Annotated in this window: 24 protein-coding genes; 12 read left to right on the top strand and 12 right to left on the bottom strand. The window is 68.2% G+C overall.

Features of this window, described 5'->3' with window-relative positions:
• Nucleotides 1-9 precede the first annotated feature (9 nt).
• Together AAHA49_RS03625 and groL are read left to right on the top strand one after the other, a co-directional pair.
• The gene (locus AAHA49_RS03625) at nucleotides 10-420 is read left to right on the top strand and encodes a winged helix-turn-helix transcriptional regulator (protein ID WP_342037219.1); all 411 of its coding nucleotides are present in this window, start codon (nucleotides 10-12) and stop codon (nucleotides 418-420) included.
• Between the two features lie 281 nt (nucleotides 421-701).
• Nucleotides 702-2,339, top strand: coding sequence for a chaperonin GroEL (gene groL, locus AAHA49_RS03620; protein ID WP_339392267.1), 1,638 nt, complete (start codon nucleotides 702-704; stop codon nucleotides 2,337-2,339).
• 159 nt (nucleotides 2,340-2,498) lie between these two features.
• Here groL and AAHA49_RS03615 read toward each other — a convergent pair whose 3' ends face one another.
• Entirely contained in the window at nucleotides 2,499-3,266 is a 768-nt protein-coding gene (locus tag AAHA49_RS03615) for a DUF1707 SHOCT-like domain-containing protein (RefSeq protein WP_342037218.1), read from the bottom strand.
• A gap of 137 nt (nucleotides 3,267-3,403) precedes the next feature.
• Here AAHA49_RS03615 and AAHA49_RS03610 point away from each other — a divergent pair, with 137 nt between their 5' ends.
• From AAHA49_RS03610 to AAHA49_RS03600, 3 genes are all read left to right on the top strand, one after another.
• Nucleotides 3,404-4,153 (top strand): TSUP family transporter, encoded by a 750-nt coding sequence (locus AAHA49_RS03610; RefSeq protein ID WP_342037217.1) that lies wholly within the window; start codon nucleotides 3,404-3,406, stop codon nucleotides 4,151-4,153.
• A 135-nt stretch (nucleotides 4,154-4,288) separates the two neighbouring features.
• Nucleotides 4,289-5,128 (top strand): OadG family protein, encoded by an 840-nt coding sequence (locus tag AAHA49_RS03605; RefSeq protein WP_339392264.1) that lies wholly within the window; start codon nucleotides 4,289-4,291, stop codon nucleotides 5,126-5,128.
• Entirely contained in the window at nucleotides 5,128-5,346 is a 219-nt protein-coding gene (locus tag AAHA49_RS03600; RefSeq protein WP_342037216.1) for an RNA-binding S4 domain-containing protein, read from the top strand. The genes AAHA49_RS03605 and AAHA49_RS03600 overlap by 1 nt, the downstream gene beginning before the upstream one ends.
• A gap of 198 nt (nucleotides 5,347-5,544) precedes the next feature.
• Here the strand turns inward: AAHA49_RS03600 and pspAB are convergent, their stop codons facing one another.
• The 9 genes from pspAB to AAHA49_RS03555 form a co-directional block, all read right to left on the bottom strand.
• A complete protein-coding gene (pspAB, locus tag AAHA49_RS03595; protein WP_342037215.1) occupies nucleotides 5,545-6,141 on the bottom strand; it encodes a PspA-associated protein PspAB in 597 nt (198 codons plus the stop codon).
• A 7-nt stretch (nucleotides 6,142-6,148) separates the two neighbouring features.
• Entirely contained in the window at nucleotides 6,149-7,060 is a 912-nt protein-coding gene (gene htpX, locus AAHA49_RS03590) for a zinc metalloprotease HtpX (protein ID WP_342037214.1), read from the bottom strand.
• Nucleotides 7,061-7,188: 128 nt separating this feature from the next.
• Nucleotides 7,189-7,473 carry a PspA-associated protein PspAA gene (gene pspAA / locus AAHA49_RS03585; RefSeq protein WP_422614414.1) on the bottom strand — a complete coding sequence of 95 codons (285 nt, stop codon included), beginning with the start codon at nucleotides 7,471-7,473 and terminating at the stop codon, nucleotides 7,189-7,191.
• Entirely contained in the window at nucleotides 7,473-8,216 is a 744-nt protein-coding gene (locus AAHA49_RS03580; protein WP_342037213.1) for a PspA/IM30 family protein, read from the bottom strand. The genes pspAA and AAHA49_RS03580 overlap by 1 nt, the downstream gene beginning before the upstream one ends.
• Before the next feature lie 203 nt (nucleotides 8,217-8,419).
• Nucleotides 8,420-8,707 carry a WXG100 family type VII secretion target gene (locus AAHA49_RS03575; RefSeq protein WP_339392258.1) on the bottom strand — a complete coding sequence of 96 codons (288 nt, stop codon included), beginning with the start codon at nucleotides 8,705-8,707 and terminating at the stop codon, nucleotides 8,420-8,422.
• A gap of 222 nt (nucleotides 8,708-8,929) precedes the next feature.
• Complete coding sequence (locus AAHA49_RS03570) at nucleotides 8,930-11,089, bottom strand: trypsin-like peptidase domain-containing protein (RefSeq protein ID WP_342037212.1); 2,160 nt, start codon at nucleotides 11,087-11,089, stop codon at nucleotides 8,930-8,932.
• Entirely contained in the window at nucleotides 11,086-12,876 is a 1,791-nt protein-coding gene (locus tag AAHA49_RS03565; RefSeq protein ID WP_425286496.1) for a sensor histidine kinase, read from the bottom strand. Before AAHA49_RS03565 ends, AAHA49_RS03570 begins: the two co-directional genes overlap by 4 nt.
• Before the next feature lie 30 nt (nucleotides 12,877-12,906).
• Nucleotides 12,907-13,662, bottom strand: coding sequence for a response regulator transcription factor (locus AAHA49_RS03560; RefSeq protein WP_342037211.1), 756 nt, complete (start codon nucleotides 13,660-13,662; stop codon nucleotides 12,907-12,909).
• Nucleotides 13,663-13,932: 270 nt separating this feature from the next.
• Nucleotides 13,933-14,553 carry a CGNR zinc finger domain-containing protein gene (locus AAHA49_RS03555; RefSeq protein ID WP_342037210.1) on the bottom strand — a complete coding sequence of 207 codons (621 nt, stop codon included), beginning with the start codon at nucleotides 14,551-14,553 and terminating at the stop codon, nucleotides 13,933-13,935.
• Between the two features lie 197 nt (nucleotides 14,554-14,750).
• Between AAHA49_RS03555 and AAHA49_RS03550 the strand changes: the two genes are divergently transcribed.
• Both AAHA49_RS03550 and AAHA49_RS03545 read left to right on the top strand, forming a co-directional pair.
• Entirely contained in the window at nucleotides 14,751-15,710 is a 960-nt protein-coding gene (locus tag AAHA49_RS03550) for an EamA family transporter (protein ID WP_342037209.1), read from the top strand.
• 35 nt (nucleotides 15,711-15,745) lie between these two features.
• Nucleotides 15,746-17,425 carry an ABC-F family ATP-binding cassette domain-containing protein gene (locus AAHA49_RS03545; protein ID WP_342037208.1) on the top strand — a complete coding sequence of 560 codons (1,680 nt, stop codon included), beginning with the start codon at nucleotides 15,746-15,748 and terminating at the stop codon, nucleotides 17,423-17,425.
• Nucleotides 17,426-17,509: 84 nt separating this feature from the next.
• Here AAHA49_RS03545 and AAHA49_RS03540 read toward each other — a convergent pair whose 3' ends face one another.
• Both AAHA49_RS03540 and AAHA49_RS03535 read right to left on the bottom strand, forming a co-directional pair.
• A complete protein-coding gene (locus AAHA49_RS03540; protein ID WP_339392251.1) occupies nucleotides 17,510-19,144 on the bottom strand; it encodes a DNA repair helicase XPB in 1,635 nt (544 codons plus the stop codon).
• 31 nt (nucleotides 19,145-19,175) lie between these two features.
• Nucleotides 19,176-21,350, bottom strand: coding sequence for a helicase-associated domain-containing protein (locus AAHA49_RS03535; RefSeq protein ID WP_342037207.1), 2,175 nt, complete (start codon nucleotides 21,348-21,350; stop codon nucleotides 19,176-19,178).
• Nucleotides 21,351-21,418: 68 nt separating this feature from the next.
• Between AAHA49_RS03535 and AAHA49_RS03530 the strand changes: the two genes are divergently transcribed.
• From AAHA49_RS03530 to AAHA49_RS03510, 5 genes are all read left to right on the top strand, one after another.
• On the top strand, nucleotides 21,419-21,649 hold the full coding sequence (locus tag AAHA49_RS03530) for a hypothetical protein (protein WP_339392249.1): 231 nt from the start codon (nucleotides 21,419-21,421) through the stop codon (nucleotides 21,647-21,649).
• Between the two features lie 321 nt (nucleotides 21,650-21,970).
• The gene (locus AAHA49_RS03525) at nucleotides 21,971-22,351 is read left to right on the top strand and encodes a cold shock domain-containing protein (RefSeq protein WP_167559852.1); all 381 of its coding nucleotides are present in this window, start codon (nucleotides 21,971-21,973) and stop codon (nucleotides 22,349-22,351) included.
• On the top strand, nucleotides 22,351-23,322 hold the full coding sequence (locus AAHA49_RS03520; protein WP_240941126.1) for a DUF3027 domain-containing protein: 972 nt from the start codon (nucleotides 22,351-22,353) through the stop codon (nucleotides 23,320-23,322). Before AAHA49_RS03525 ends, AAHA49_RS03520 begins: the two co-directional genes overlap by 1 nt.
• 8 nt (nucleotides 23,323-23,330) lie before the next feature.
• Complete coding sequence (locus AAHA49_RS03515; RefSeq protein WP_167559856.1) at nucleotides 23,331-24,590, top strand: MFS transporter; 1,260 nt, start codon at nucleotides 23,331-23,333, stop codon at nucleotides 24,588-24,590.
• A 204-nt stretch (nucleotides 24,591-24,794) separates the two neighbouring features.
• Complete coding sequence (locus AAHA49_RS03510) at nucleotides 24,795-25,289, top strand: DUF456 family protein (RefSeq protein ID WP_167559859.1); 495 nt, start codon at nucleotides 24,795-24,797, stop codon at nucleotides 25,287-25,289.
• Nucleotides 25,290-25,352 lie beyond the last annotated feature (63 nt).

The raw sequence follows: 25,352 nt of genomic DNA, 5'->3' as shown, positions 1-25,352 counted from the left end.
AGGACGGACATGCCGAGGAATCGCGTCGACGGCGTCATCGCTTCGTGGTCGCACAACTGCGCGGCGGAGGTGACCGTGGCCGTGCTCGGCGGGGCATGGAAACCGGTCGTGCTCAGTCTGCTCGGGCGGAACGAGGTCATGCGCTTCGGCGAGCTCCGGCGAGCAGCGGGAGAGCCGACCCCGCGCGTGCTCACCCGGCAGCTGCGGGAGCTCGAAGCCGACGGCCTCATCACCAGGACCGTCTACGCCGAGGTGCCCCCGAAGGTCGAGTACGGCCTGACGGAGTGCGGCAGGAACGTCCAGCCTCTCCTCGACGCCATGGCGGAGTGGGGGCGCGACTACGCCGCCGATGTCAGGCGCGAGTCGGCAGGCGGCGGCGCCGACAGGGAGAACGATCCCGGCGACGCTGCCGGTCGCTGAGTCCTCGGCCCGAGCGTTCACGCTGAGCCGAAAGCGTTCGGGCTGCCCGGGAGCGTGCCTCCGAAACTCCCCGGAATCTCGGGTGCTGCGAGGATTTCGTTTGCACTCTCCCCTTGAGAGTGCTAAATCTAGTGGTGGTGAAAACCTCGGGATCGCATCGGTCGTCTCGAGAGCGTGGTCCCCGTGTGGAATGGAACATGCGGACACACTCTCTGCCGTCGCGGGCGCTGACGACTGCTCTGGGATCCCAGTCCACTCCATCAGGGAGGATCTAGGCCACTATGGCAAAGATGATTGCATTCGACGAAGAAGCTCGTCGGGGACTCGAAGCTGGCCTCAACCAGCTTGCGGACGCGGTCAAGGTGACACTTGGACCCCGCGGTCGCAATGTCGTGCTCGAAAAGCAGTGGGGCGCACCCACCATCACCAATGATGGCGTGTCCATTGCCAAGGAGATCGAACTCGAGGATCCCTACGAGAAGATCGGCGCTGAGCTCGTCAAGGAAGTCGCCAAGAAGACCGACGACGTCGCCGGCGACGGCACCACCACCGCCACCGTTCTCGCTCAGGCACTCGTCCGCGAGGGTCTGCGCAACGTGGCTGCCGGTGCCGATCCGCTCAGCCTCAAGCGCGGCATCGAGAAGGCCGTGGCAGCTGTCACGGACGTCCTGCTCGACAACGCCATCGAGATCGAGACCAAGGAGCAGATCGCTGCCACCGCCGGGATCTCCGCCGGTGACCCTGCGATCGGTGAGCTCATCGCCGAGGCGATCGACAAGGTCGGCAAGGAAGGCGTCGTCACCGTCGAGGAGTCCAACACCTTCGGACTCGAACTCGAACTGACCGAGGGCATGCGCTTCGACAAGGGCTACATCTCCGGTTACTTCGTCACCGACACCGACCGTCAGGAAGCTGTCCTCGAGGATCCCTACATCCTCATCGTCAACTCGAAGATCTCGAACGTCAAGGATCTGCTGCCCGTCCTCGAGAAGGTCCAGCAGACCAACAAGCCGCTGCTCATCATCGCCGAAGACGTCGAGGGCGAAGCCCTCGCCGTGCTCGTGCTCAACAAGATCCGCGGCACCTTCAAGTCCGTGGCCGTCAAGGCCCCGGGCTTCGGTGACCGCCGCAAGGCTCAGCTCGCCGACATCGCCATCCTCACCGGTGGCCAGGTCGTGTCCGAGGAAGTCGGGCTCAAGCTCGACAACGTCACCCTCGACCTGCTCGGCACCGCTCGCAAGGTCGTCGTCACCAAGGACGAGACGACCATCATCGAAGGTGCGGGAGACGCCGACGAGATCGCCGGACGCGTGGCTCAGATCCGCGCCGAGATCGAGAACTCGGACTCCGACTACGACCGTGAGAAGCTGCAGGAGCGCCTGGCCAAGCTGGCCGGCGGTGTTGCCGTCATCAAGGCCGGAGCCGCGACCGAGGTCGAGCTCAAGGAGACCAAGCACCGCATCGAAGATGCTGTCCGCAACGCGAAGGCCGCTGTGGAAGAGGGAATCGTCGCCGGTGGCGGCGTCGCCCTCATCCAGGCCGGCAAGACGGCGTTCGAGGACCTTTCGCTCACCGGCGACGAGGCCACGGGTGCCAACATCGTCAAGGTCGGCATCGAGGCTCCGCTCAAGCAGATCGCCACGAACGCCGGTCTCGAAGCCGGTGTCGTCGCCGACAAGGTCGCGAACCTCGAACCCGGCTGGGGGCTCAACGCAGCCACCGGTCAGTACGAGGACCTGCTCGCCGCAGGCATCAACGACCCGGTCAAGGTGACCCGTTCGGCTCTGCAGAACGCAGCGTCGATCGCCGGTCTGTTCCTCACCACCGAGTCGGTCGTCGCCGACAAGCCTGAGAAGGCCGCACCGGGTGCTGACGCAGCCGCTGCCGGGATGGACGGAATGGGCGGCATGGGCTTCTGATCAGCCCGCGCTGAACGAGCCGTGCCGGTGTCCGCGAGGACGCCGGCACGGCTCTTCTCATATGTGCATGGTGCTGTGGTGTCGCCGGTCAGCCTCACGAGAGGTGGGCCGGTCCTGCAGGGTCCGGCCGCCTCGGCCGACGGCCGACATCAGTGAGTGTCAGTCCCAGGGGTTCTGGCGGCGTCGCCGGCGCTCCTCCCGGCGCCTGCGCAGTTCGTCACGCGGAGGCGTGTGCCCGGGAGCATAGGGCGGCAGCGGCGGGTGCGGCGGCTGGAGGCCCTGACCGAAGATGTCCTCGGCGTCATCGTCGACCGGCGGCTGTGCCTCGAGCTGCCGTTTCGCCTCCTCGTCGCCGAGGTGGGCCCGGGCCCGCTTCGTCAGCTCCTGCCTGCGGCGGCGGATGACGTCCTGCTTGTTCGCGATCTGGGAGACCGCGCCGAAGAGCATCGGGGCGATGACGAAGATCGGCCAGAAGAAGATCAGCGTCCCCGACATGATGCTGCCGAACGCCCAGATGGCGGTCGTGAAGCCGACGGGGCCGGCGATCATGCCGATGAGGGCGCGGCGCACCCGGTCCCGGTAGTACTTCTCCGCGGCCTCCTGGATCTGCACGGGAGTGATGGGGATCCGGTCGTCGTCGAGCTGTGCGAGCGCCCGGGCCCGGCCGGCGTCGTCGAGGGCACCGGGATCGACCTCGTCGGCACCGGCGACGACGAGGTCCTCGATGAGCGGCGGGATCTCCCCGAGGGTCTTGACGTGTCCGGCGGTCTCCATGCGCTCGTCGAACTCATCGGCGTCGACCTGCCCGAGGGCGTAGGCCTCCGACAGCACGTCTGTGACCACGGCCCGGTCGGCATCGGAGGCCCTCACCTGGCCGTACGCGCGCGGGTCTGCGCTGAAGCGGGACCAGAGACCACGACTTTCCATGCCTAATACTGTAACCCCGCAAAGGTGGGGCTGAACCAGGATGTTCACCGGGTGAACGCAGAGACCCGACTGGACACGGACGTCCGTCCAGTGGGCTGCCGCCGCCGGCTGAAACCCGGCTGGCTAGACTGGCGAGCGTGGAACCCGTCGTCGTGCTCATCCTCACCGCAGTCTTCGTCGGGGCACTCTCACAGCGGATCACGGGAATGGGGTTCGGCCTGGTCAGCGGCCCGTTCCTCGTCCTCCTCCTCGACCCGGTCTCCGGGGTCATCCTCGTCAACATCTGCGGCATCATCGCGGCCGGCACGGTCTTCGCGCGCACGTGGAGGGAGGTCGAATGGCCGATCTTCGCCAAGCTCGCCTTCGGCACGGTCGTCGGCACTCTGCCGGGAGCACTGCTCACGACGGCGCTGCCGACCGCACCTCTGCAGGTCCTCATCGGACTGCTCATCATCGCCTCACTCGGGGTCTCCCTCCTCATCGGCCACCTCGGCGCGAGGATCCCGGAGAACTTCGGCACGCAGTTCACGGCGGGGTTCGTCTCGGGCACGATGTCGGCGGCCGCCGGTGCCGGCGGGCCAGCGGTGAGCGCCTACGCGGTGCTCACGAGGTGGGAGCAGCGGTCGTTCGCCGCGACCCTGCAGCCCTTCCTCGTCGTCGGCACCGGATCGGCGATCCTCGCGAAGGCCCTCCTCGACGAGGGGGCGTGGCCGCGCCTCGACCCAGCCATCTGGGTGGGGATCGGGGTCGTGCTCGTGGCGGGCCTCCTCGGCGGGGATCTGCTCGCCCGCAGGGTCGCACCGCAGACGGCACGGGCGGCGATGATCGTCCTCGCCTTCGGAGGGGGAGCGGCGACCCTGGCGAAAGGGCTCGGCCTCCTCGGATGAGGTCGGGAGCGGACGCTGTCGCCGAACCAGGGAACAGGTGGGGGAAACGGAGCCGGCATGGGGGCGCGGCTCAGTCCCTTGCCAGTTTAGTCGGGCATACTGGACACAGTTTCGTTCAGCTGGGAGGCAGAGATCGTGGGAACAGTTTTCCTGTTCATACTCATCGTCCTCGGGGCCATCTTCTTCATCGGCCACCGCAAGGAGAAGAAACGTCAGAAGGAGCTCCACGCCGCGGAGCTCGCGCAGGTGAAGAAGGCTGCCGAAGAGGACGTCACGGAGTTCGGCGAAGAGGTCGCTGAGCTCGACATCCTCACGTCCGGGGTCGAACTCGACACCGGTGGAGCGCAGGACTACAAGCAGGCGCTCGACTCGTACGACGTCGCGAAGGAGACCCTCGAGAAGGTCGAGGAGCCGACCGACATCCGTCACGTCACCGAGGCGCTCGAGGACGGCCGCTACGCCGCGAAGTGCGTGCGCGCCCGCGTCGAGGGCAAGCCCCTTCCCGTGCGTCGCCCGCCGTGCTTCTTCAACCCCCAGCACGGACCCTCCGTCGAGGACATCGACTGGGCCCCGGCCGGCGGTCAGCTGCGCCCGGTTCCCGTGTGCGCCGCCGACGCCGAACGCGTCGCCGTCGGTGCCGAACCCGCAGTCCGCAAGGTCGTCACCGCTGACGGTCACACGCGTCGCGCGTACTGGGAGGCGGGCCCCGCCTACGCCGAGTACAACCGCGGCTACTTCAACTCCTACGCCGGTTCCGGTCTGCTGCCCGGCGTCCTCATGGGCGCCATGCTCTTCGGCGGCATGGGCGGCGGCTGGGACGGCTCGTACGCCGACGGCTACCAGGACGGCATGGGCGCCGACGGCGGCGGTGACGCCGGTGGCGGCGATGTCGGCGGCGGTGACATGGGCGGCGACGGCGGTGGTCTCTTCGGCGGCGACGGCGGAGGATTCGACTTCGGAGGCTTCGACTTCTGATGGACGTCGTGCCCATCCGCGACGAGTCGATCAAGCTCGGTCAGCTGCTCAAACTCCACGGCGTCGCTGAACACGGCGCGATGGCCAAGGACCTCATCGCCGCCGGTGACGTCACCGTCAACGGTGAGGTCGAGACCCGCCGAGGTGCGACGATCCGCCCGGGCGACCGTGTCGAAGTCCTCGGTGAGGCCTTCGAGGTCGAAGCCGAGACGGGCTGACCACAGTGGTCTGAGCGCGGCGTTCGGAGCGCCGCCGCCTCAACGCAGAGACATCGATCGCCGTGTCCCCCGAGTCCTGCACTCGGGGGACACGGCGGTCTCGCGTGTGCGCCCGTTCCGCGGCGGGCGGCGCGCGGCAGTGAGTTCGTCGGGGTCTGAGCCCAGGGTGGCGAGTCGCGGTCCGGCCGCCCTGACTCGTCAGCCCTCGAGCGGGCGAGGGTTCTCGTCCATGCCGGGGGCATCCCACAGAGGTGACCACCGGGACATGTCGTCCTCGAACGGCAGCTCCCCGGAGAGGATGCCCTTGACCTGGATCTCCAGGGCGTTGTCGCGCTGCTTCGGCCCGGTCGGCGCGAAGGGGTAGAACGTGCCGCGTTTGTACTGGTACACCAGCGCCAGGCGCCTGCCGTCGGGGTGGGCGAAGTACACGGTCGAGCACAGCAGCATCGTGTCGAAGCCCTGATTGACCAGGGCCGCGTTGACGGCGTGGAGGTTCGTCACGAGGTTGACGACGTTCGCGTCGGCATCGGAGACGACCTGCCACGTGTAGCCGAAGCCGTCGTTGGTCTGGCGCACGTTCGCTGCCGGATCGGAGCTGATGAGCGCGACGCTCTCCCGTTCCGCGGAATCGAAGGCCGAGCCCTCGACCTGGCGGAAGACGACCGCCCCGACCCCAGTCGGCACGAAGTCCGCCGCCGCCTGCAGGGTGAGTGCGGCCGGCGGCAGGGCGAAGAGATCGTCGAGGTTGGCCCGCTTCGGCTTGGAACGGCCGAGGATGGCGTCGAAGAAGCCCATGGGTCTCCTATTCCGGCTTCGACAGCTGCGCGGAGATCTTCGCGAGCTGGGCGAGGCGCTTGTCGAGCGAAGGGTGAGTGGAGAAGAGCTCGCCGAACCCGGAGCTGCCGTGGGCGGCCGGGATGAGGGCGAGATGGTTCGCCGAGGCGGTCTCGCGCAGGTCCTTCTCCGGAATCTTGTTCATGTCCCCGCTCAGCTTCGTCAGCGCCGAGGCGAGCGTCGAGGGGCGACCGGTGAGCAGTGCCGCCGCACGGTCGGCGGCGAGCTCACGGTACCGGGAGAGGCTGCGGATGAGGAGGAACGAGAGCCCGTAGACGACGGCGCCGACGAGGATGAAGAGCAGCTGGATCGGAATGCCGCCGTTGTTGTCACGGCGTCCGCCGAGCGTCATGTAGTACCCGGCGCGCATCATCAGGGCGGCGACGACGCCGGTGACTCCGGCGACCGTCATGACGGTGACGTCGCGGTGGGCGACGTGGGAGAGCTCGTGGGCGAGGACGACTTCGACCTCGTCGCGGTCGAGCTTCTCCAGCAGTCCGCGCGTCACACAGACCACGGAGCGGTTGGGGGAGCGGCCCGTGGCGAAGGCGTTGGGGATCGCGGAGTTCGACACCGCGACCCGCGGCTTCGTCGAGTCCGAGAGCTGAGTGAGCCGGTCGATCATCGTGTGCAGCTCGGGCGCCTCCTCGGGAGTGACCTCCCTGGCGCCCATCGCCTTCATCGCGATCGAATCGGAGAAGTACCACTGGAAGAAGAACGCACCGACGCTCACCAGCACGGCGATGATGACACCGGAAGTGCTGCCGCCGAGCATCCACCAGATCGCGAGGATGAGCACGACGTAGATGAGCCCGTTGAGGAAGATCGTCCAACCCATCCGCATGGTGAGTCCGTTGTCCTTGACGAAGCGGTTCGACATCGTGTGTCCTCTCTCGGTTGTGCGCATCCGGCCCACCGCCTGGTCAGGCGATGGGCCGGAGATCGCGAAGTCGATGCGGGTCGGCGACTGGTGATCGTCTCACCGGCGAGCCACCGCCCGGGTCCGGTTCACGCGGGGTCGGGGATGAACCCTTCGCCGGTGAGCAGCTCGGAGATCTCCTCGAGCGTGGCATCGACGAAGGGAACGACGACGTCGCTCGTGCCGAGGAAGTCGTCGGAGACCGGAGTGCCGTTGGCCACGACGTAGTCGTGGAGTGCGCTCAGAGCCGTGCGCGCCTCGTCGGCGTCACCGGATTCGACGGCGTGCTCGACCTGGTTGTCGTACTTCTGCAGAAGTTCCTGGTCGACGTCGGCGACGTCGAACTGTCCCTCGCCCATGATCCGGATGATCATCACTGCCCCTCGCCTTCGAGCGACTTCTGGTCCTTCTTCTCTCCGGCCGGCAGCGAATCGCGCATGCGGGCGAGTTCCATCTCGACGTCGTTCTCGCTCGAGAGCGCGTCGAGCTGGGCGCTGATGTCGTCCTTCGACGAGCCCGTGACGTCTTCGAGGGCACCGGAGGCGATGAGTTCGTCGACGGCGCCGGCGCGAGCCTGGAGGGCGGCGGTCTTGTCCTCGGCGCGCTGGACGGCGAGGCCGACGTCGCCGAGCTCCTCGGAGATGCCGGAGAAGGCCTCACCGATCTTCGACTGAGCCTCCGCGGCATTGTAGGTGGCCTTGATGGTCTCCTTGCGCGTGCGGAAGGCGTCGACCTTCGCCTGCAGGCGCTGCGAGGCAAGCGTGAGCTTCTGTTCCTCGCCCTGCAGGCCTTCGTGCTGGGTCTGCAGGTCGGTGATCTGCTGGCTCAGCCCGGACTTGCGGGTGAGAGCTTCACGGGCGAGGTCCTCGCGGCCGATCTCCATGGCCTTCTGGGCCTGGCCGGAGAGCTTGTTCTGCTGCTGTTCGAGCTGGTTGATCTGCAGTTCGAGGCGCTTGCGGCTGGTGGCGACGTCCGCGACGCCGCGGCGCACCTTCTGCAGCAGTTCGAGCTGCTTCTGGTACGAGTAGTCGAGGGTTTCGTTGGGGTTCTCGGCCTTGTCGAGGGCCTTGTTCGCCTTCGCTCCGAAGATCGTCGCGATTCGTTGGAAGATGCTCACCGTAGTCGACTCCTGCTTTGGTCCTGATCCGACGACAGGGGCCGGAAACCTCCGATCCCGGAGTCTCCCGGCCTCGATCGCCGTGAACTATCGCCTTCAGCCTACTCATAAAGGCTGATAGTTTCCCAGATGCAGGTGAGGAAAAAAGGACAGATCGCTTCGCGTGTCGCCCTCGCCGGACGACGCAGGCGAGCACCGTGCGATCACGGGGCGAACAGGCGCGAGTTGGCGGCTTCGACCTCCGAGTACTGTGCGGCTGCGGTGCCGAGTGCGCCGTGGATCGAGTTGAGCGATTCGAACAGCTGCTTCTGCGCTCCTTCCCATTGGTTGATCACCGCTTGGAAGTTCTGCGCGGCACTGCCCTTCCAGCATTCCTGGAGGGTGAGCAGATTGCGCAGCATCGTGTTCGACTCGCTCACGAGCGCCTGCGAGGAGGCGGCGGTGGCGGTGGCTGCGGACGAGACGCGTTCGGCGTCGACTTCGAAACTCATGGCTGCTCCTTCTTCCGCGGGGTCCTCTGCGATGAGGGCGGAGGATCGGTCCCGCGTGATCTGTGGTCGTGGGGTCACTGACCAGGGTCGAACCTCCGGACCACGCACGGCAAGCAGCGCGAAGGAGGGTGTGGACGGCCGGTGGCCGTCCACACCCTCTGGGCGCATGAGTGCCGCTTCTCTCCACAGCCGCCGGCACTCGAGTGCGGCTGTGTGTCGGCCTCAGCGGAGGACGAGCGTGACGGAGAGCTTCTGCTCCTGACCGCCGCGGACGATGGTGAACTCGACCGGAGTGTTGACCGGCTGAGCGCGGACGAGTGCTTGGAGCGAGATCGCGCTCGTCACCTTCGTGCTCCCGACCGCGATGACGTCGTCGCCGTCCTTCATTCCCGCCGCCGCAGCAGGCGAGCCGGCCTCGACGGACTGGATCTTCGCGCTTGCTCGGGTGATGCCGCCGGCGTTGATCTGGCCGTCGGTGAGCCGAACCCCGAGGAAGGGGTGCTTGGCCTTGCCGGTGGCGATGAGCTGGTCGGCGATCATCACGGCCTGCGAGGCCGGGATGGCGAATCCGATGCCGATCGATCCGGACTGCTGGCCCTCCTCACCCTGACCGAGCGAGGCGGCGGCGGAGTTGACGCCGATGAAGTTGCCGTTGCCGTCGACGAGCGGGCCGCCCGAGTTGCCCGGGTTGATCGCCGCATCTGTCTGAATGGCGTTGGTGATCGTCAGCTCCTTCTGCTGGGCAGTCGCGTTCTCACCGATGTTCTCCGTGGTCACGGGGCGGTCGAGGGCGGAGACGATGCCTGTGGTCACCGAGTCGGCGAGGCCGAGCGGGTTGCCGAGCGCCATCACCGGATCGCCGACGCTCAGCGCCTTCGAATCACCGACGGGCAGGGGTTTGACGCCCTGCGGGACCTGGTCGAGCTTGATGATCGCGATGTCCGTCGACGGGTCGCGTCCGACGATCTCGGCGCGCATCGTCGACCCGTTCTTCATCGTCACCGTGAGTTCGCCGCCCGGAGTGTCCGAGGGGGCGACGACGTGGTTGTTCGTGATGACCCGGCCCTGGTCGTCGTAGAGCGAACCCGAGCCGAGGGCGACGACGCGGCCGCCGGCGGCGGCCTGGATCGAGACGACGCCCTCCGAGGCGGTCTTGGCGACCTCGGTCCAGTCGGGGGTCTCGATCGTCTGATCGGCGACCTTGCGCGACTCGGTGTCGTCCTGCATCGCCGTCACCGCGTAGCTGCCGCCGAACGCTGCCCCGCCGCCGATGAGGGCGGCGATGAGGGCGATGGCGATCGTCGCGCCCCAGCCGGGTCCGCGCTTCGTCCGCCGAGGCGGCTGTCCGGAACCTGCGCCCGCACCGTTGGGGTCGATGCCGTAGGGGTTCGCGCCTGCCGCGGCGTACTGGCCCTGCCCCGATGCGCCGTACTGCCCGGAGCCGGACTGACCGGAACCGTACTGGCCCGCACCGTACTGACCGGATGCCGACTGCCCGGAGCCGTACTGCGCTGCGCCGGACTGGCCGGTCGCAGACTGCCCGGAGCCATAGGTGCCGGCACCAGACTGGACCGAGCTCTGCTGGCCTGTGCCCGGCTGACCCGAACCGTACTGGCCTGCACCGGACTGGCCTGCGGTCTGCTGGCCTGCTCCGTAACCGGCCGCCGCACCGAAGCCGGCGGCTGCCGCGCCGCCGGGAGCGCCCGAGGACTGGCCGGGCGACGAATACTGTCCGCCGCTCGCGCTGCCCTTGGCTCCCTGACCGTACGCGCTCGACTGACCGTAGCCGCCGGACGAGCTCGACTGACCGAAGCCGGAGGAACCGGGTTGGGAGTGCGTGCTCGACTGGCCGGTACCGGAGGCACCGGACTGGGAGTGGGAGCCGGACTGAGAGTAGGGGTTCGGCTGACCGGAGGCACTGGCCTGGCCGTACTGGCTGGTCTGGCCGTAGCCGCTGCCCTGCCCGCCGGAAGTGCTCTGTCCCGACAAACCTGTGCTTGCCGAACTGGTGTTCGAGGTGCCTGTGCTCGACGAGTTCACCCCGGACGAGTTCTGCCCCGACGCGCTCGAACCGGCTCCTGGCCGTGCACTGTCCACAGGGGTTTGAGCATGAGTCGGCTGGATCCGGGTCTGCTCATCGCCGCTCGAGGCACCGAAACCGGTCGTCGCCGGGTAGCTGCGCGTCGGCTGCTCCGAGCCCTGACCGGACTGGCCGGTTCCCTGTCCGGCCTGACTCGAGTCCCGCCTCGGCGAGGAGGGATTGCCGTTCGCATCGGTCGGGAACGTGCGCGGGACCTCGGAAGAGCCACGAGGGAACGTGCGGTAGTCGTCGTCTCCGTGTCGTCCCCGGTTGCGGGGAGTGTTGCCGTCGTTGCTGCTCATCGCTCGTCCTTTCGCGCGTCTGGAGCACTGTCTTCGTTCTCGGGTATGGGGAGGTCGACGCGGAAGGTCGCGCCGCCGCCCGGAGTTTCATGGACGGAGATGACTCCGTGGTGATTCTCGACGATCGCCTTGACGATCGAGAGACCGAGTCCGGAACCGCCGGTGTCGCGGGTCCGGGAGACGTCGAGCCGGTAGAACCGTTCGAAGATCCGCGGGACCATCTCGGGGTCGATGCCCTCGCCGTGGTCGCGCACCTCGAAGCGGATGCGGCCGTTGGGGAAGCCCCGCAGCGAATCGTCGACGGCCAGGGTTCCCGCCGCCGTGACGTTGGGGACGATGCCCGCCGGCTCCTGCGCGTCGGTGGCGTCGGCACCGCTCGAGTCGCCTCGGCGGAAGATGCGGACCCCGCCGGTGACGAAGCCGCGTTCACGGGACTTCTCCTTCGCGCCCGCCTTGGACGGGTCCTCGCCGCCGCCGTTGCCGTTGGCCTCGGCAGACGACGGCCGTCCGAGGACGCCTACGGCGAACTCGATCGCCGCGCTCTCCGGGGTGTGGCGCACGGCGTTGCCGGCGAGGTTGACGATGACCTGACGGATCTTCGACTCCGAGCCGCGGATGAGCGGCACCGGCTGCGCATCCGAGCCGTCGAGGCCGATGAAGCTGATATCGCGGTCCGGGGCCTGTGCTGCGGCGTCGGCGGCGGCGTCCCGGACGACCTTGAACAGGTCGATCGGTCCGATCTCGGTCGGACGCTGCTCGTCGAGGCGGGCGAGGACGACGAGGTCGTCGACGAGCACGCCCATCCGCTTGGCCTCCGACTCCATGCGCTCCATCGCCTGGGCGATGTCGTCGGGCTTGGTGATCGCGCCCTGCCGGTAGAGCTCCGCATAGCCGCGGATTGTCACGAGCGGGGTGCGCAGCTCATGTGAGGCGTCGGAGACGAACTGCCGGATCCGCTTCTCCGACCGCGTCTGCCCGTCGAAGGAGTCCTCGATGCGTCCGAGCATCGTGTTCAGAGCCGCCGAGAGCCGGCCGAGCTCGGTGTTGCGCGGGAACGTCGGCACACGCTGACTGAGGTCGCCGCCGGCGATCCGCGACGCCGTCTTCTCGATGTCGCGCAGCGGGCGGAACGTGTTGTTGATCGCCCAGTACCCGACACCTGCGACGAGAGCGAGGGCGAGCAGTCCGATGCCGATCATCGTGTTCCGGGAGCGCTCGTTGATGTTGTCGATCTCGCGGTCGAAGGGCACCGCGATGGTGACGAGCACCTGCGTGTTCTGCACCTTCATCGCCCGCGCCCGCCACTGCGACTTCGTGCCGGAGACCGTGAAGGGCTCACCGGCCCTCTCATAGACGTCGGCTTCGGTGATGCGCGGGAGGATCGGGTGGTTCTTCGGCGACGGGGCGACGGGATCGCTGATCGGGTTGCCTGAGGTGTCGAAGAACTGGACGTAGAACCCGCCCGGCAGCAGGTCCTTGAGCTGCTTCCACGAATCGGAGTCGATCGTCGTGGGACTCGCCGTCCCGTTCTTCGTCGCATCCGTCGACTGCAGCTGCGCGGGCTGGAAGACATCCTGATACGCCTGTTTGGCCAGGGTCTCCGAGGCGCTGATGAGCCGTTCGTCGGTGCGTTCGATGAGGCTGTAGCGGAGGTTCTCGAGCACCCACGCGCTCGTCCCCGAGAGGACGAGCAGCATGAGCAGCATCATGATCCCCAGGAGCTTCGTGGTCAGAGACCACTCCTCCCAGAAGCCGGGGCGGGAGGGACGCGTGTGTTTTGTTGCCACGTGAGTAATCTAGCGTCCGTGCTTGGACGACTACTTGGATTCCGGTGTGCGCAGCATGTAGCCGACCCCGCGCTTCGTCTGGATCATCGGCGTCCACTCCATTTCGACAGGGTGCCCGGCGGCATCCGTCTCCGGGGTGACGTCGATTTTGCGGCGCAGGTAGGAGATGTAGGACTCGACGATCCCTGTGTCGCCGCCGAAGTCGTACTCCCAGACGTGGTCGAGGATCTGCGACTTCGACAGCACGCGGTTGGCGTTGAGCATGAGGTAGCGCAGGAGCTTGAACTCGGTGGGGGAGAGGTCGATGAGGATTCCCGACCGGCGCACCTCGTGCGTGTCGTCGTCGAGTTCGAGGTCACCCGCCACGATCACGGCGTTCTCCTCGTCCTCGAGGCTGCGGGTGCGGCGCAGCACCGCGCGGATGCGGGCGACGACCTCTTCGAGGCTGAAGGGCTTCGTGACGTAGTCATCGCCGCCGACGGTCAGCCCCGTGATCTTGTCCGAGGTGTCATCACGGGCGGTGAGGAAGACGACGGGGGCATTCATGCCGATCTGTCGGAGCCGGCGGGTGACGGTGAAGCCGTCCATATCGGGCAGCATCACGTCGAGGACGAGAAGGTCGGGGTTGGTCTGCTCCGCCAGACGCAGGGCCTCGGCTCCGTTGGCGGCGGAGACGACGTCGAAGCCTGCGAAGCGCAGGCTCGTCGAGAGGAGTTCGCGGATGTTGGGCTCATCGTCGACAACGAGGAGGGTGGCTTCGATGTCGGTTTCATTCTGTGCAGTCATGTGACCAGTGTGGAGAGCGAGTCTGAGAGTCACTTGGATGATTCCTGAATGCGATTGTGACCGAGGTCACTGGAAAACTCTCAGGAAAGTCCGTTCGGGTCCGATCCGGCTCTCAGGCTCTCAGGAACGGAGGCGTGAATTGCGGGATTCTTCAGCTCGTATGCATGCTGTGGTCAGGGTGGGGTTGGGGTTGGCTGCGGTCGGGGGTCGGTGCCTGCGGCCGGTGGGTCTGCGGTCCGGGGTCAGTCGGAGGGAATTGGCCCGACGGTGTCAGCCCGCTTCGCTCCGGCGGGCCCGGAAGGCGGCAACGTGGGTGCGGTTGGCGCAGTTGCCGGTGTCGCAGAAGCGCTTCGAGCGGTTGCGGCTGAAGTCAGCGAGGTAGGCGCGGCAGTCCGGGGCGGCGCAGCGGCCGAGGCGGTCGAGGTCGCCGGAGCGGATGAGGTCGATGAGGACGAGTGCGACGTCGACGGCGACCCGGTCGGCGAGGCTCGCCTCGGCGCCGGCGGCATGGAGATGCCAGTCCCAGTCGTCGTGGCGGACGAGCTGCGGCAGGGCGTCCGTCTCTCTCAGCGTGAGGTTGACCTCGTCGACGATGCGACGCTCGAGAGCGTCACGGGCCGCTGTCTCCTCCGCTTCGGGATCGACGCTGCTGACGGCCTCGGCGTCGGGGTCCATCGAGAACGCCGCGTCGAAGCGGTTGCGCAGCCGCCTCGTCGCCTCGACGTCGGCCTTCGTCGCCGTGAGCGGTCCGGAGAAGTCGTGCCGGGCGGCGAAGTCGCGCAGGCCCGTGGTCGTGGTCAGCTCGTCGCCTGACTCGGCGATGCCGCCTGCGGTGTTGAGGAGGTCGACGAGCATCATCAGGTTCGAGCGGATGTCATAGGGGAAAGTCATGATGGCGACCATTGTGTCATATCTCGTAAGGAGCAAAATGCACTTGACTCATTTCATCCCGGTGGGAAATACTGAAGTCGAGGCATCCGCGAACGACCCCGGACACCGCCTCTGACCCGCAGTGACGCCCGTCACAGCGGAACTCTCGGCCGCCTCGGCGAACCCGTCGACGGCCCGCACACTTCAGGAGGTTGGAAATGAGTCGCGCCGTGGTCATGGGGTTCGCCCTCACCCTGGTCTCCGCCTTCTTCTTCGCGGTCTCGGGACCGATCGCGAAGACGATGTACGCGGTCGGGTGGACGCCGGGCTCCGTCGTGCTCATCCGGCTCACCGGTTCGGCTCTGCTCCTGCTCATCCCCACTCTCATCGCCCTGCGCGGGCGCTGGTCGGAGGTGCGCACGCACTGGAAGACCGTCGTCACCTACGGCCTCGTCTCGATGGCCGGCGTGCAGGGGTTCTACTTCATCGCCGTCGAACACCTCACTGTCGCCGTGGCCCTGCTGCTCGAGATGACCGCGCCGATGCTCATCGTCTTCTGGATCTGGGGCCGCACCCGCACCCGGCCGGCGACCGTGACCTTCATCGGCGTCCTCGTCTCGATGTTCGGCCTCATCCTCGTCCTCAACCTGCGTGACGCCTCGATCAGCATCCTCGGCGTCGTCATGGCGCTCGCCGCCGCCGTCTGCCTCGCCTCGTACTTCCTCGTCTCGGCCAAGGACACGATCAACGTGCCCCCGGTGGCGCTGACGGGACTCGGCATGGGCGTGGGCGCGCTCGTCATGGGCGTCATCGTGCTCACCGGGATCATGCCGTGGGGCGCGACGACCGACGACGTCGACTTCGGCGGCGTCCAGGCCTCGTGGATCCTGCCGATGGCCCTCATCGTCCTCTTCACCGCGGGCGCCTACATCACCGGCATCCTCGGGCTGCGCTACATCGGTGCGACCGTCGGCTCGTTCGTCAACCTCATCGAGGTGCCGTTCTCCGTCATCGTCGCGTGGCTCCTGCTGTCCGAGATGCCCGCCCCGATCCAGCTCGCCGGCGGTGTCTTCATCCTCGGCGGCGTCGGCTTCATCAAGTGGGGCGAGGCACGTCTGGCCCGGCGGGTCGCGACCCGTGAGGTCGTCGCCCGGTCGGAGGCCTTCGCCGAGGTGTGAGGGCTGGTCCGCGCCGCTGCTGATAGCTTGAGGCCATGGGCCACATCGACATCAGCGACGTCTCGTACACCCTGGCCGACGGCCGACCCCTCCTGGCCGGAGTGTCCTTCCGGGTCGGCGACGGTGCGAAAGCCGCGCTCATCGGCGCGAACGGCGCCGGGAAGACGACGCTGCTGCGCATCCTCACCGGTGAGCTCGCCCCGGAGACCGGTTCCGTCTCACACACGGGCTCGGTAGGTCTCATGCGCCAGTTCATCACCGCCGACACCGTCTCAGAGGCGCTCGAAGAGCTCGCCCCCAAGCGGATCCGCGCCGCCGCGGCCCTCGTCAGGCGGGCCGAGAACCGTCTGCTCGGTCCCGGCGGGGAGACCACCGAGGTGCAGATGGCGTACGCGAACGCGCTGAGCGAATGGGCGGATGCGGGAGGCTACGACGCCGAGGTCCTCTGGGACACGTGCACCACCTCGGCGCTGGGAATCCCCTTCGACAAGTGCCGGGACCGTGCGATCTCCACGCTCTCGGGCGGGGAGCAGAAGAAGCTCGTGCTCGAGGCGCTGCTGCGTGGGACCGATGAGGTCCTCATCCTCGACGAACCGGACAACTTCCTCGATGTGCCCGGCAAACGGTGGCTCGAGGCACAGCTGAAGGAGACGGACAAGAGCGTCCTCTTCGTCTCCCACGACCGGGAGCTCCTCGCGCAGGCGGCGACGGAGATCATCACGCTCGAACTCTCCGCGGCAGGCAACTCCGCGTGGGTGCACTCGGGCGGCTTCGGCACGTACCACGACGCCCGGGCGGCGCGCTTCGACCGGCTCGAGGAGCTGCGCAAGCGCTGGGACGAGGAGCACGCGAAGCTGCGTGCCCTCGTCCAGATGTACAAGCAGAAGGCCGCCTACAACTCGGACATGACCTCACGGTACCGGGCGGCCCAGACACGGCTCGAGCGCTTCGAGACCGCCGGCCCGCCCGAGGCGATTCCGCGCGAGCAGAACCTGGGCATCCGCCTCGGCGGGGGACGGACCGGGAAGATCGCGATCGTCGCCGACGACCTCGAACTCACAGGCCTCATGCTGCCCTTCGACCTCGAGGTCCACTACGGCGATCGGGTCGCGGTGCTCGGATCCAACGGGTCGGGCAAGTCCCATTTCCTCCGCCTGCTCGCCGCCGGCGGCACCGATCCCGAGGCCGAGCATCGGCCGGTCAGCGACATCGACATCCCCGCCGTCGACCATGAGGGACGAGTGCGGCTGGGTGCGAGGGTGCGGCCCGGCTGGTTCGCGCAGACCCACGGGCGACCGGACCTCGGCGGGCGCAGCCTGCTCGAGATCCTCCACCGAGGCGACGAGCACCGCAACGGGCTGCCGCGGGAACCGGCGTCCCGGGCGCTCGCCCGCTACGAGCTGGCCGGGGCAGCCGAACAGACCTTCGACTCGCTCTCCGGGGGTCAGCAGGCACGGTTCCAGATCCTCCTGCTCGAACTCGCCGGGGCCACCCTGCTCCTCCTCGACGAACCGACCGACAACCTCGACCTCGTCTCCGCCGAGGCCCTCCAGGATGCGCTCGCGGCCTTCGACGGCACGGTGCTCGCAGTCACCCACGACCGCTGGTTCGCCCGCGACTTCGACCGGTTCCTCGTCTTCGGCTCCGACGGCGAGGTCTACGAGTCGAGCGAACCGGTGTGGGACGAGGGCCGCGTCGTCCGCACCCGCGGGTGAGGCACCCGCAAACTTCACCCGACGTCCCAAAACGCGGGCGGCGCCGCATCGCATTTGGGACGTCGGGTGAAGTTTGCGGAGGGGTTACCGGACTTCGATGTCGTAGCTGTAGCCCTGCTCGGTGAGGAAGCGGCGGCGCTGGGCTGCGAAGTGCTCGTCGACGGTGTCGGCGGCGACGACGGTGTAGAACGTCGCCGAACCCGCATCCTCCTTCGGCCGCAGGATCCGGCCCAGACGCTGTGCCTCCTCCTGCCGTGACCCGAAGGCGCCGGAGACCTGGATCGCCACCGAGGCGGCGGGCAGGTCGACGGAGAAGTTCGCGACCTTCGACACGACGAGGACGCGGATGGCCCCCGAACGGAAGTCACGGAAGAGCTGCTGACGTTGCGACTCCGGGGTCTGCCCCGTGAGCACCGGGGCGCCGAGGGCCGCCCCGATCTCCTCGAGCTGGTCGAGGTACTGGCCGATGACGAGGATCTGCGCATCCGGATGCTCGGCGACGAGGTCCTCGACGACGGGCAGCTTCGCATCCGAGGTCGCCGCCAACCGGTACCGGTCCTCACCGTCGGCGCGGGCATAGACGGTTCGGGTGCCCCCGTCGAGGCGGACCCGGACTTCATGGCAGGCCGCGGTGGCGATGAACCCCAGGCGCTCGAGTTCCTTCCACGGCACCTCGTACTGCTTGGGCCCGATGAGGGAGAACACCTCGTCCTCCCGGCCGTCCTCACGCACCAGCGTCGCGGTCAGGCCCAGCCGCCGCCTGGCCTGCAGGCTCGCGGTGAGCCGGAAGATCGGGGCCGGCAGGAGGTGCACCTCGTCGTAGATGACGAGCCCCCAGTCCTTGGCATCGAGGAGTTCGAGGTGGAGGTACGAGCCCTTCCGCCTCGTCGTGAGCACCTGATAGGTGGCGATCGTGATCGGCCGGATCTCCTTGACCGACCCCGAGTACTCCCCGATCTCGTCCTCGGTCAGCGTCGTGCGCGCAAGGATCTCGTCCTTCCACTGCTTCGCCGAGACCGAGTTCGTCACGAGGATGAGCGTCGTCGTCTGCACCCGCGACATCGTCGCGACCCCGACAACGGTCTTCCCGGCCCCGCACGGCAGGACGACGACCCCGGACTCCCCGGCCAGGGAGTGGTCGATCGCCTCCCGCTGATAGTCGCGCAGATGCCAGCCGCCGCCGTGTGCGTCGTCGCTGAGTTCGATGTCGTGGGCTTCGCCGTCGACGTAGCCGGCATGGTCGGAGACCGGATGCCCGAGCTGGAGGAGGGCGTGCTTGAGCTCCCCGCGCTCCGAGGGATGGACGAGGACCGATTCGGCGTCGAGGCGCCTGCCGAACTTGCCCACGAGGTCCGGCTGGTCGACGAGTCGGTCGAGCAGCTCCGTCTCCGTCGAGGTCAGGGTCAGCCCGTGGATCGGGTGATCGATGAGCGTGAGCACCCCGAAGCGGTCCATGATGTCGACGATGTCGACGAGGAGTTCGTGCGGCACCGGGTACTTCGCGAACTCGAGGAGGACGTCGACGACGGACTCCGCATCATGGCCGCTGGCGCGGGCGTTCCACAGTCCCAGCGGCGTGATCGTGTACGTGTGGATGTACTCCGGGGTGCGCGCGAGCTGCGCGAACGGGGCGATCGCCACGGCCGCCTCGACGGCCAGGGGATGGCCCGATTCGAGGAGCACAGTCCGGTCGGACTGGACGATGAGAGGTCCGTTCATATCTTCCTTCGCCGAGGTGACACCGAGGTGGTCAACGCCCGTGCGGTCCCGATTGTTCCCCCGCCGTCGCGACGCTCAAGATGCGCGCGACCGACAGGGACGCCTCGGCGCCCGTCGACGTCACCGTGCCCCGCACGCGACCCCCGTTGACCGTGGTCGGACGCATCTCGACGGTGCGTTCGTGCCCGTGCGAATCCGCGAGCCGGATCGTCACGAGCGACTTCGTCGCCGCGGCCTCCCGCAGCCGGTCGAGGTGCCCGAGCGGTTCGTCGCTCGAGGACTGCTGGGCGACCGCGGCCGCAGGGGAGCGCAGGATCCGGATGTAGTCGCCGAGGCGGTCATCGCTGACCCGGGCCCGTCTCCTCGTCGTCACCTCGGGTTGGGTCTCGGTGATCACCGAACGGCGGCGCACAGGACCGGTCGGGGAGTGGAGGAGGGCATGGTGGTCACCGGTCTCGAGGAGGTGCATCGTCCGTTCGGGGCCGAGCTGGCTGATCGCCACGGTCGGGGCGAGGCGCTCGAGGCCGGCGGGCACCATGAGCGGGTCGGCGAGGATGACGTCGAGGTCCACGGGGTCGTCGACGACGAGGACCGCCCGGGAGCCTGCGACCCGAACCCGACGCAGCTTCGCCGCGGTGTTCGTCACGAGGAACTCAAGGGTCGACGGCAGGTCTTCGGCGCTGATCGCCCGCAGCTGGGAGAGCGCCTCGGCGGCGTCGATGCCCGACTGCATGCTCGCCTCGATCGTGTCCGCGTCGATGCGGTAGACGGTGCCCTGCCCGCGCGCCTCGACGACGGCGAAGCGACGCAGCACATGGTGGACGCTCGGGTCGATCGGGCCGGTCGCGACCGCGGTGAGGTCGGACTGGATGAGCACGGACTCGACTTCGGGGACGAGACCGTGGCGCACCTCGGCGACGACCTCGGCGGGCACGGTGAGCGCGGCAACGCTCAGTCCCAGGGGCGCGATCGCCGGGTCACGGCGCGCCTCGTCGGCCATGGTGCGGGTGAGCCCGGCGGCGAGCATCGACCCGAACCGGCTGGGCCCGAAGTGGTCGGGCTGCTGGAGCGGGGTCGTGGCGAGGCCGAGCATGACGGTGGTGCTGAGCACCTCGGCGGTCATCGCGGTCTCATGCGCGGGCAGCAGCGGATGCCGTCGCAGGACCTCCCGGTGGATCCACGCAGCCGACCGGGACGAGCCGAGGCCGATGTCGTGGAGGACGGTGAGCACCGCGGAGCGCAGCAGCGGCATCGCCGGAACGGATTGGGCGAAGCCTTTGAACAGGGACTTCTTCGGGGTCGCGAGCACCGTGAGGCGTTCGTTCGCGCTCGCCCCGGCGACGAGCTGGGTGACCTCCTGCGACTCCCGCAGCCATGCCCCCACGAGCGCGGCCCAGAGCTCGGCGCGGTCGGCGGCGAGCTGGGCTGCCGCGGTCTCGCTCGCCGTCCACGCCGGGTCGAGCGGATCGTCGAGGACCCCGATGAGCCCGAGCGCCTTCGCCGCGAGCAGCAGGGTGATCGTCTGGCCGGTGCCGAGCTCGAGTGACCGGGCGAGGCGACTGACATCGCGTTTGGAGATCCCGCCGCTGGTCAGACGCGAGACCGGGTCGGTCTCGAGGGAGTCGACGAGGCCGCGCAGGGAGGAGATCACCTCGGCGACGGCCGCCTGTTCGCTGTTGTGGATGAGCGCCTGCGGAATCGTCGTCGCACTCGCATCGACGCCGTCGGCAGCGACATGCCAGGGTCGGGTGCGCGTCGACTCGGCCGCCGAGGTGGGCAGCAGGGTGATCGCCTCGGACTGGATGCGCCACGTGCCCGCCGTCGACGTCGGCCACGCGAGACCGAGGTCGCGCAGACGAGTGAGATCCGCCTCGGCGGGGGAAGGCCCCGGACGGGAACGGTCGGTGCGGGCGGGAGCCGAATCCGGCTGGGCGGACCCGGGACGGGCCGAGGCCGACGACGACAGCGCTTCGAGGTCGATGTCGGGGCCGGTGCGGGCGGCGGTGGCGAGGTCGATGAAGAGGTCGAGCTGGTCAGCGGTGAGCGCCTCGATGCCGCGGGAGACGCCGATGCGCGAGGACGCGGCGGCGGCGAGTGCCCCGAGCGTCGGCGACTCGGGTTGGAGCAGGTCGCGGCGCGTCCGCACGAAGGACTCAAAGTCCTCCTCGGAGCTGTGGGTCAGCCAGGCGCTGAAGGTCGTTGACATCGCGGTTCAGTGTATCCCCAGGGGTATGATGGTGGGGTCAGGAGAGCACAATCCGAAAGGGACGAGCATTGTCAGCCAAGCGTGTCGACACGGCCATCGTCGTCGTGGCAGTCACCGCAGCCGTCATCGGAGCGGCCGGTCTGCTCGGCGTTCTGGGTCAGGCGTGGATGGGGTACACCCCCTCGCAGCTGCTGACGTTCCTGCCGATGATCCTCCTCCCGATCGCCTTCGCCCTGGCCACCGCGGCCGTGATCCGCGCGGTCCTGCGGCGCAGGCAGACCGAGGTGGGCCCGAGCTGAACCGAATCCGCCGGACTGCGGATCGGGATGCGGCCGAGGACACCGTGAGTCGGTGCCTGTCACCGACGGGCTGAGAGCACTCTGAGCGGACCGGTCGGATCCGGACACAGACCCCCTCCGCAGCTTCGAGGCGAATCGGCGGGACACCTCGGCGAATGCGCCACCCGCCTCGGCGAGGACGGGACGATCCCGACGCACAGACACCGACATCGACCACCGCCGGGCCTGCCCGGCACGAGCACCGCCGGCACAGCCCGGCACGAGAACCGGCCTCCGCCCCGGAGGCCCTTAGGGCACTGCACCACATCAGGAAAGGACACCATGCCAACCGGACGCGTGAAATGGTTCGACGCCGACAAGGGCTACGGCTTCGTCGTCGCCGAAGACGGCTCCCAGGCCTTCCTCCACTCCTCCTCCCTGCCCGAGGGCACGGAGATCACCAAGGGCACCCGCCTCGACTACGACGTCGTCGACTCCCGCCGCGGCGCGCAGGTGCTCAAGGCCCGTGTGCTCTCGGCTCCGGCGAAGGTCGCGAAGGCTCGACGCCGCTCGGCCGAGGACATGGCGGTTATGGTGGAAGACGTCATCAAGGTCCTCGATGACCTCAACAACGGTCTGCAGCACGGGCGCTACCCCGACCGCGACCACGGGAACAAGGTCGCCTCGCTGCTGCGGGCGATCGCCGACGATCTGGAGTCATGATGTCCTCACTGTTCACGACATGGCTCGCCGACCTGCGGGCCCCGGAGCACGCGGACGCGGCGGCGACGGGCGCGGAGGCGACGGTTGCGGCTGAGGCTGTTCCCGCCGAGGTTGCCGAGACGAGTGCGGCCGCTGAGGCTGTTCCCGCCGAGGTTGCCTCCGGCGCGGCGGATGAGGCTGCGGCCCCAGCGCAGAAGCCTGCCCGGACGAGCCCCGAGAAGGTCGTCCTCGACGCCCAGCTGGCCGCTGCGATCGACATCGCCCGATCCGCCATCGCCGAGGTGGCCGGCAGCTCGGTCATCGGCGAGCACCTCGGCGCGGTCGCCGAAGGCACCCGACTCGTCACCCATTACTTCGTGTGCACCGACCCCAGCTACCGTGGCTGGCGCTGGGTGGCTGTGCTCGCCCGCGCCCCGCGCTCGAAGAAGGTCACCGTGTGCGAGACGGCGCTGCTGCCGGGACCCGACGCCCTCGTCGCTCCCGAATGGGTGCCGTGGGATCAGCGCCTCGAACCCGGCGACCTCACCCCGCGCGACACCCTGCCCAAGGTCGACGAGGATCCGAACCTCCAGCCGGGCTACCAGCAGACCGAGGACAACTCGGCGGACAACATCGACCAGATCGCGAACTTCGAGTTCGGCATCGGCCGCGAACGCGTGCTCTCCGCCGAGGGGATCACGGCTGCGGCGACCCGGTGGGCCGAATCCGAGGCCGGAGCTGACGGCGAATTCGCCGCCCGCGCCTCGGCGCACTGCGTGACCTGCGGTTACTTCATGCCGATCGCCGGATCCCTGCGCGAGAGCTTCGGGGTGTGCGCGAATGCGTGGTCGCCCTTCGACGGGCGCGTCGTCCAACTCGACTCCGGGTGCGGGGCGCATTCGGAGACCGACGTCAGACGTCAGGACACCAGCCCCGCCGAGGCGGTCGTCGACGACTACGCGCGCGGCGAACTCGAGCTCCAGGAGGGCTGAAGCACCAGATGGCGCACACGTTCCGGTCGCTGGCGGAGCCGAACTACAGACATTGGTTCGCCGGCGCGCTCATCTCGAACACCGGAACGTGGATGCAGAGGACAGCGCAGGACTGGCTCGTCCTCACCTACCTGACGAACAACAACGCCTCGGCGCTCGGCATCACGATGGCCCTGCAGATGGGTCCCCAGCTCATCATGTTCCCGTTCGCCGGAGCCCTGGCCGACCGGTTCTCCAAGCGCAGGCTGCTCATGGTCACCCAGGCCCTCCTCGGCGCGGTCGGCCTGCTGCTCTTCGTCCTCGTCATCACCGACACCATCGAGCTGTGGCAGGTCTACGTCCTGGCCCTCGTCCTCGGCATCCTCGCCACCCTCGACACCCCCGCCCGGCAGGCGTTCGTCTCCGAACTCGTGGGGGAGAAGCTCCTGCCGAACGCGGTGAGCCTCAACTCCGCGTCGTTCAACGGCGCCCGGATGATCGGCCCCGCCGTCGCCGGTGTCCTCACCGCCCTCGTCGGCGCCGGGCCCGTCTTCCTCATCAGCGGGCTGGGGTTCGCCGCCACCCTCACCGTGCTCATCCGCCTCGACACGGCACGACTGCATCCCTCGAGTCGCCGAGGTGGCGGCGGGGTGCTCGGCGGATTCCGCTACCTGCGCAGACGACCGGACGTCACGGTCGTCCTCCTCGTGCTCTTCATCGTCGCGACCTTCGGGTTCAACTTCAACATCTACACGGCGACGATGGCGCGGATCGAGTTCGGCAAGGACGCGAGCGGGTTCGGACTGCTCAACTCCGTCATGGCGATCGGGTCCGTGGCCGGTGCGCTCGCCTCGGCGAAACGGGAGAAGCCGCGGCTGCGGTTCATCTTCGGGGCTGCCGGCGGCTTCGGTCTGGCTGTCGGACTCGCCTCGCTGATCACGAACTACTATGTCTTCGCCGCCGCTCTCATCCTCGTCGGATTCAGCTCGCTGACGATGATGACCTCGGCGAACGCCTATGTGCAGACGACGACCCCGCCGAACTATCGCGGTCGGGTGATGGCGATCTACGCGGCCGTCGTCATGGGCGGCACTCCGATCGGGGCGCCCCTGGCCGGATGGGTCGCGGACTCCTTCGGACCCCGCATGGCGATGGGGGTGGGCGCTGCCTCGGGTGTGCTGGCGTTCGGCGTCGGACTCGTGTGGATGATCGTCGCGAAGAACCTGCGCCTGAGCTACGATCCGAAGTCGCGGATCCGGCTGCACGTGAGCTACCTCGGGCATCCGTAGCGCGGTCGGCGGTGCGGCTGCTCATCTGACTCTGCGTCCTCACAGACAGGTCCGGTTCTGCGTCCTCACAACCGGGTCCCCTAGGATCGGATCTGCGCTGAGCGCACCTGGTCGGCTGCGAGCGGAGCTGAAGAGAGCCCTGATGAGAGCACTCTTGAACAGACCATCGTCGAAGAGACCCCCGTCGAAGAGATCGGATATGTCGTGAACGTGGACACTGTGACCTCCCTGCTCGTCGGCATCGCCGTGCTCGTGGGGTGCCTCGGCATCATCGTTCCCGTGCTGCCCGGCTCCATCCTCATCGCCGTCGCGGTGCTCATCTGGGCGTTCGTCATCGGCACCCCGGCGGCATGGATCGTCTTCGCGATCGTCGCGGTCCTCGTGGCCGGCGGCATGAGCGCGTCCTTCGTCCTCACCGGGCGCAAGCTCAAGGAGATGGAGGTGCCGAACCGGTCGGTGGCTGTCGCCGGTGTGCTCGCAATCGTCGGCTTCTTCGTCATCCCGGTTCTCGGGCTGCCGCTCGGCTTCGTCCTCGGGCTCTATCTCGCCGAGTACGCGCGGCTCAAGGACCCGACGACCGCGTGGTCCTCGAGCTGGGGATCGATCAAGGCGATCGGACTCGGCACGGTCATCGAGCTCTTCCTCGCCCTGCTCGCCGCAGTCGCCTTCTGCATCGGACTGCTCATCCACTTCCTCTGAGCCGCACGTCGCAGTGCGAACGGCGCGCGCTACTCCGCACCTCGATAGTCGCCGCGTCACTTG

Source organism: Brevibacterium ammoniilyticum (assembly GCF_038429965.1).
Classification (GTDB): domain Bacteria; phylum Actinomycetota; class Actinomycetes; order Actinomycetales; family Brevibacteriaceae; genus Brevibacterium; species Brevibacterium ammoniilyticum.
Note: the sequence above shows the minus strand (reverse complement) of the source record. Positions and strands in the feature narration are given on the sequence as shown.

Bases quoted from the DNA above. Each gene is read 5' to 3' on its own strand.
- AAHA49_RS03625 (WP_342037219.1), top strand. From the start codon at position 10: ATGCCGAGGAATCGCGTCGACGGCGTCATCGCTTCGTGGTCGCACAAC.
- groL (WP_339392267.1), top strand. From the start codon at position 702: ATGGCAAAGATGATTGCATTCGACGAAGAAGCTCGTCGGGGACTCGAA.
- AAHA49_RS03615 (WP_342037218.1), bottom strand. From the start codon at position 3,266: ATGGAAAGTCGTGGTCTCTGGTCCCGCTTCAGCGCAGACCCGCGCGCG.
- AAHA49_RS03600 (WP_342037216.1), top strand. From the start codon at position 5,128: ATGGACGTCGTGCCCATCCGCGACGAGTCGATCAAGCTCGGTCAGCTG.
- pspAB (WP_342037215.1), bottom strand. From the start codon at position 6,141: ATGGGCTTCTTCGACGCCATCCTCGGCCGTTCCAAGCCGAAGCGGGCC.
- htpX (WP_342037214.1), bottom strand. From the start codon at position 7,060: ATGTCGAACCGCTTCGTCAAGGACAACGGACTCACCATGCGGATGGGT.
- pspAA (WP_422614414.1), bottom strand. From the start codon at position 7,473: ATGATCATCCGGATCATGGGCGAGGGACAGTTCGACGTCGCCGACGTC.
- AAHA49_RS03575 (WP_339392258.1), bottom strand. From the start codon at position 8,707: ATGAGTTTCGAAGTCGACGCCGAACGCGTCTCGTCCGCAGCCACCGCC.
- AAHA49_RS03570 (WP_342037212.1), bottom strand. From the start codon at position 11,089: ATGAGCAGCAACGACGGCAACACTCCCCGCAACCGGGGACGACACGGA.
- AAHA49_RS03560 (WP_342037211.1), bottom strand. From the start codon at position 13,662: ATGACTGCACAGAATGAAACCGACATCGAAGCCACCCTCCTCGTTGTC.
- AAHA49_RS03555 (WP_342037210.1), bottom strand. From the start codon at position 14,553: ATGACTTTCCCCTATGACATCCGCTCGAACCTGATGATGCTCGTCGAC.
- AAHA49_RS03550 (WP_342037209.1), top strand. From the start codon at position 14,751: ATGAGTCGCGCCGTGGTCATGGGGTTCGCCCTCACCCTGGTCTCCGCC.
- AAHA49_RS03545 (WP_342037208.1), top strand. From the start codon at position 15,746: ATGGGCCACATCGACATCAGCGACGTCTCGTACACCCTGGCCGACGGC.
- AAHA49_RS03540 (WP_339392251.1), bottom strand. From the start codon at position 19,144: ATGAACGGACCTCTCATCGTCCAGTCCGACCGGACTGTGCTCCTCGAA.
- AAHA49_RS03535 (WP_342037207.1), bottom strand. From the start codon at position 21,350: ATGTCAACGACCTTCAGCGCCTGGCTGACCCACAGCTCCGAGGAGGAC.
- AAHA49_RS03525 (WP_167559852.1), top strand. From the start codon at position 21,971: ATGCCAACCGGACGCGTGAAATGGTTCGACGCCGACAAGGGCTACGGC.
- AAHA49_RS03520 (WP_240941126.1), top strand. From the start codon at position 22,351: ATGTCCTCACTGTTCACGACATGGCTCGCCGACCTGCGGGCCCCGGAG.
- AAHA49_RS03515 (WP_167559856.1), top strand. From the start codon at position 23,331: ATGGCGCACACGTTCCGGTCGCTGGCGGAGCCGAACTACAGACATTGG.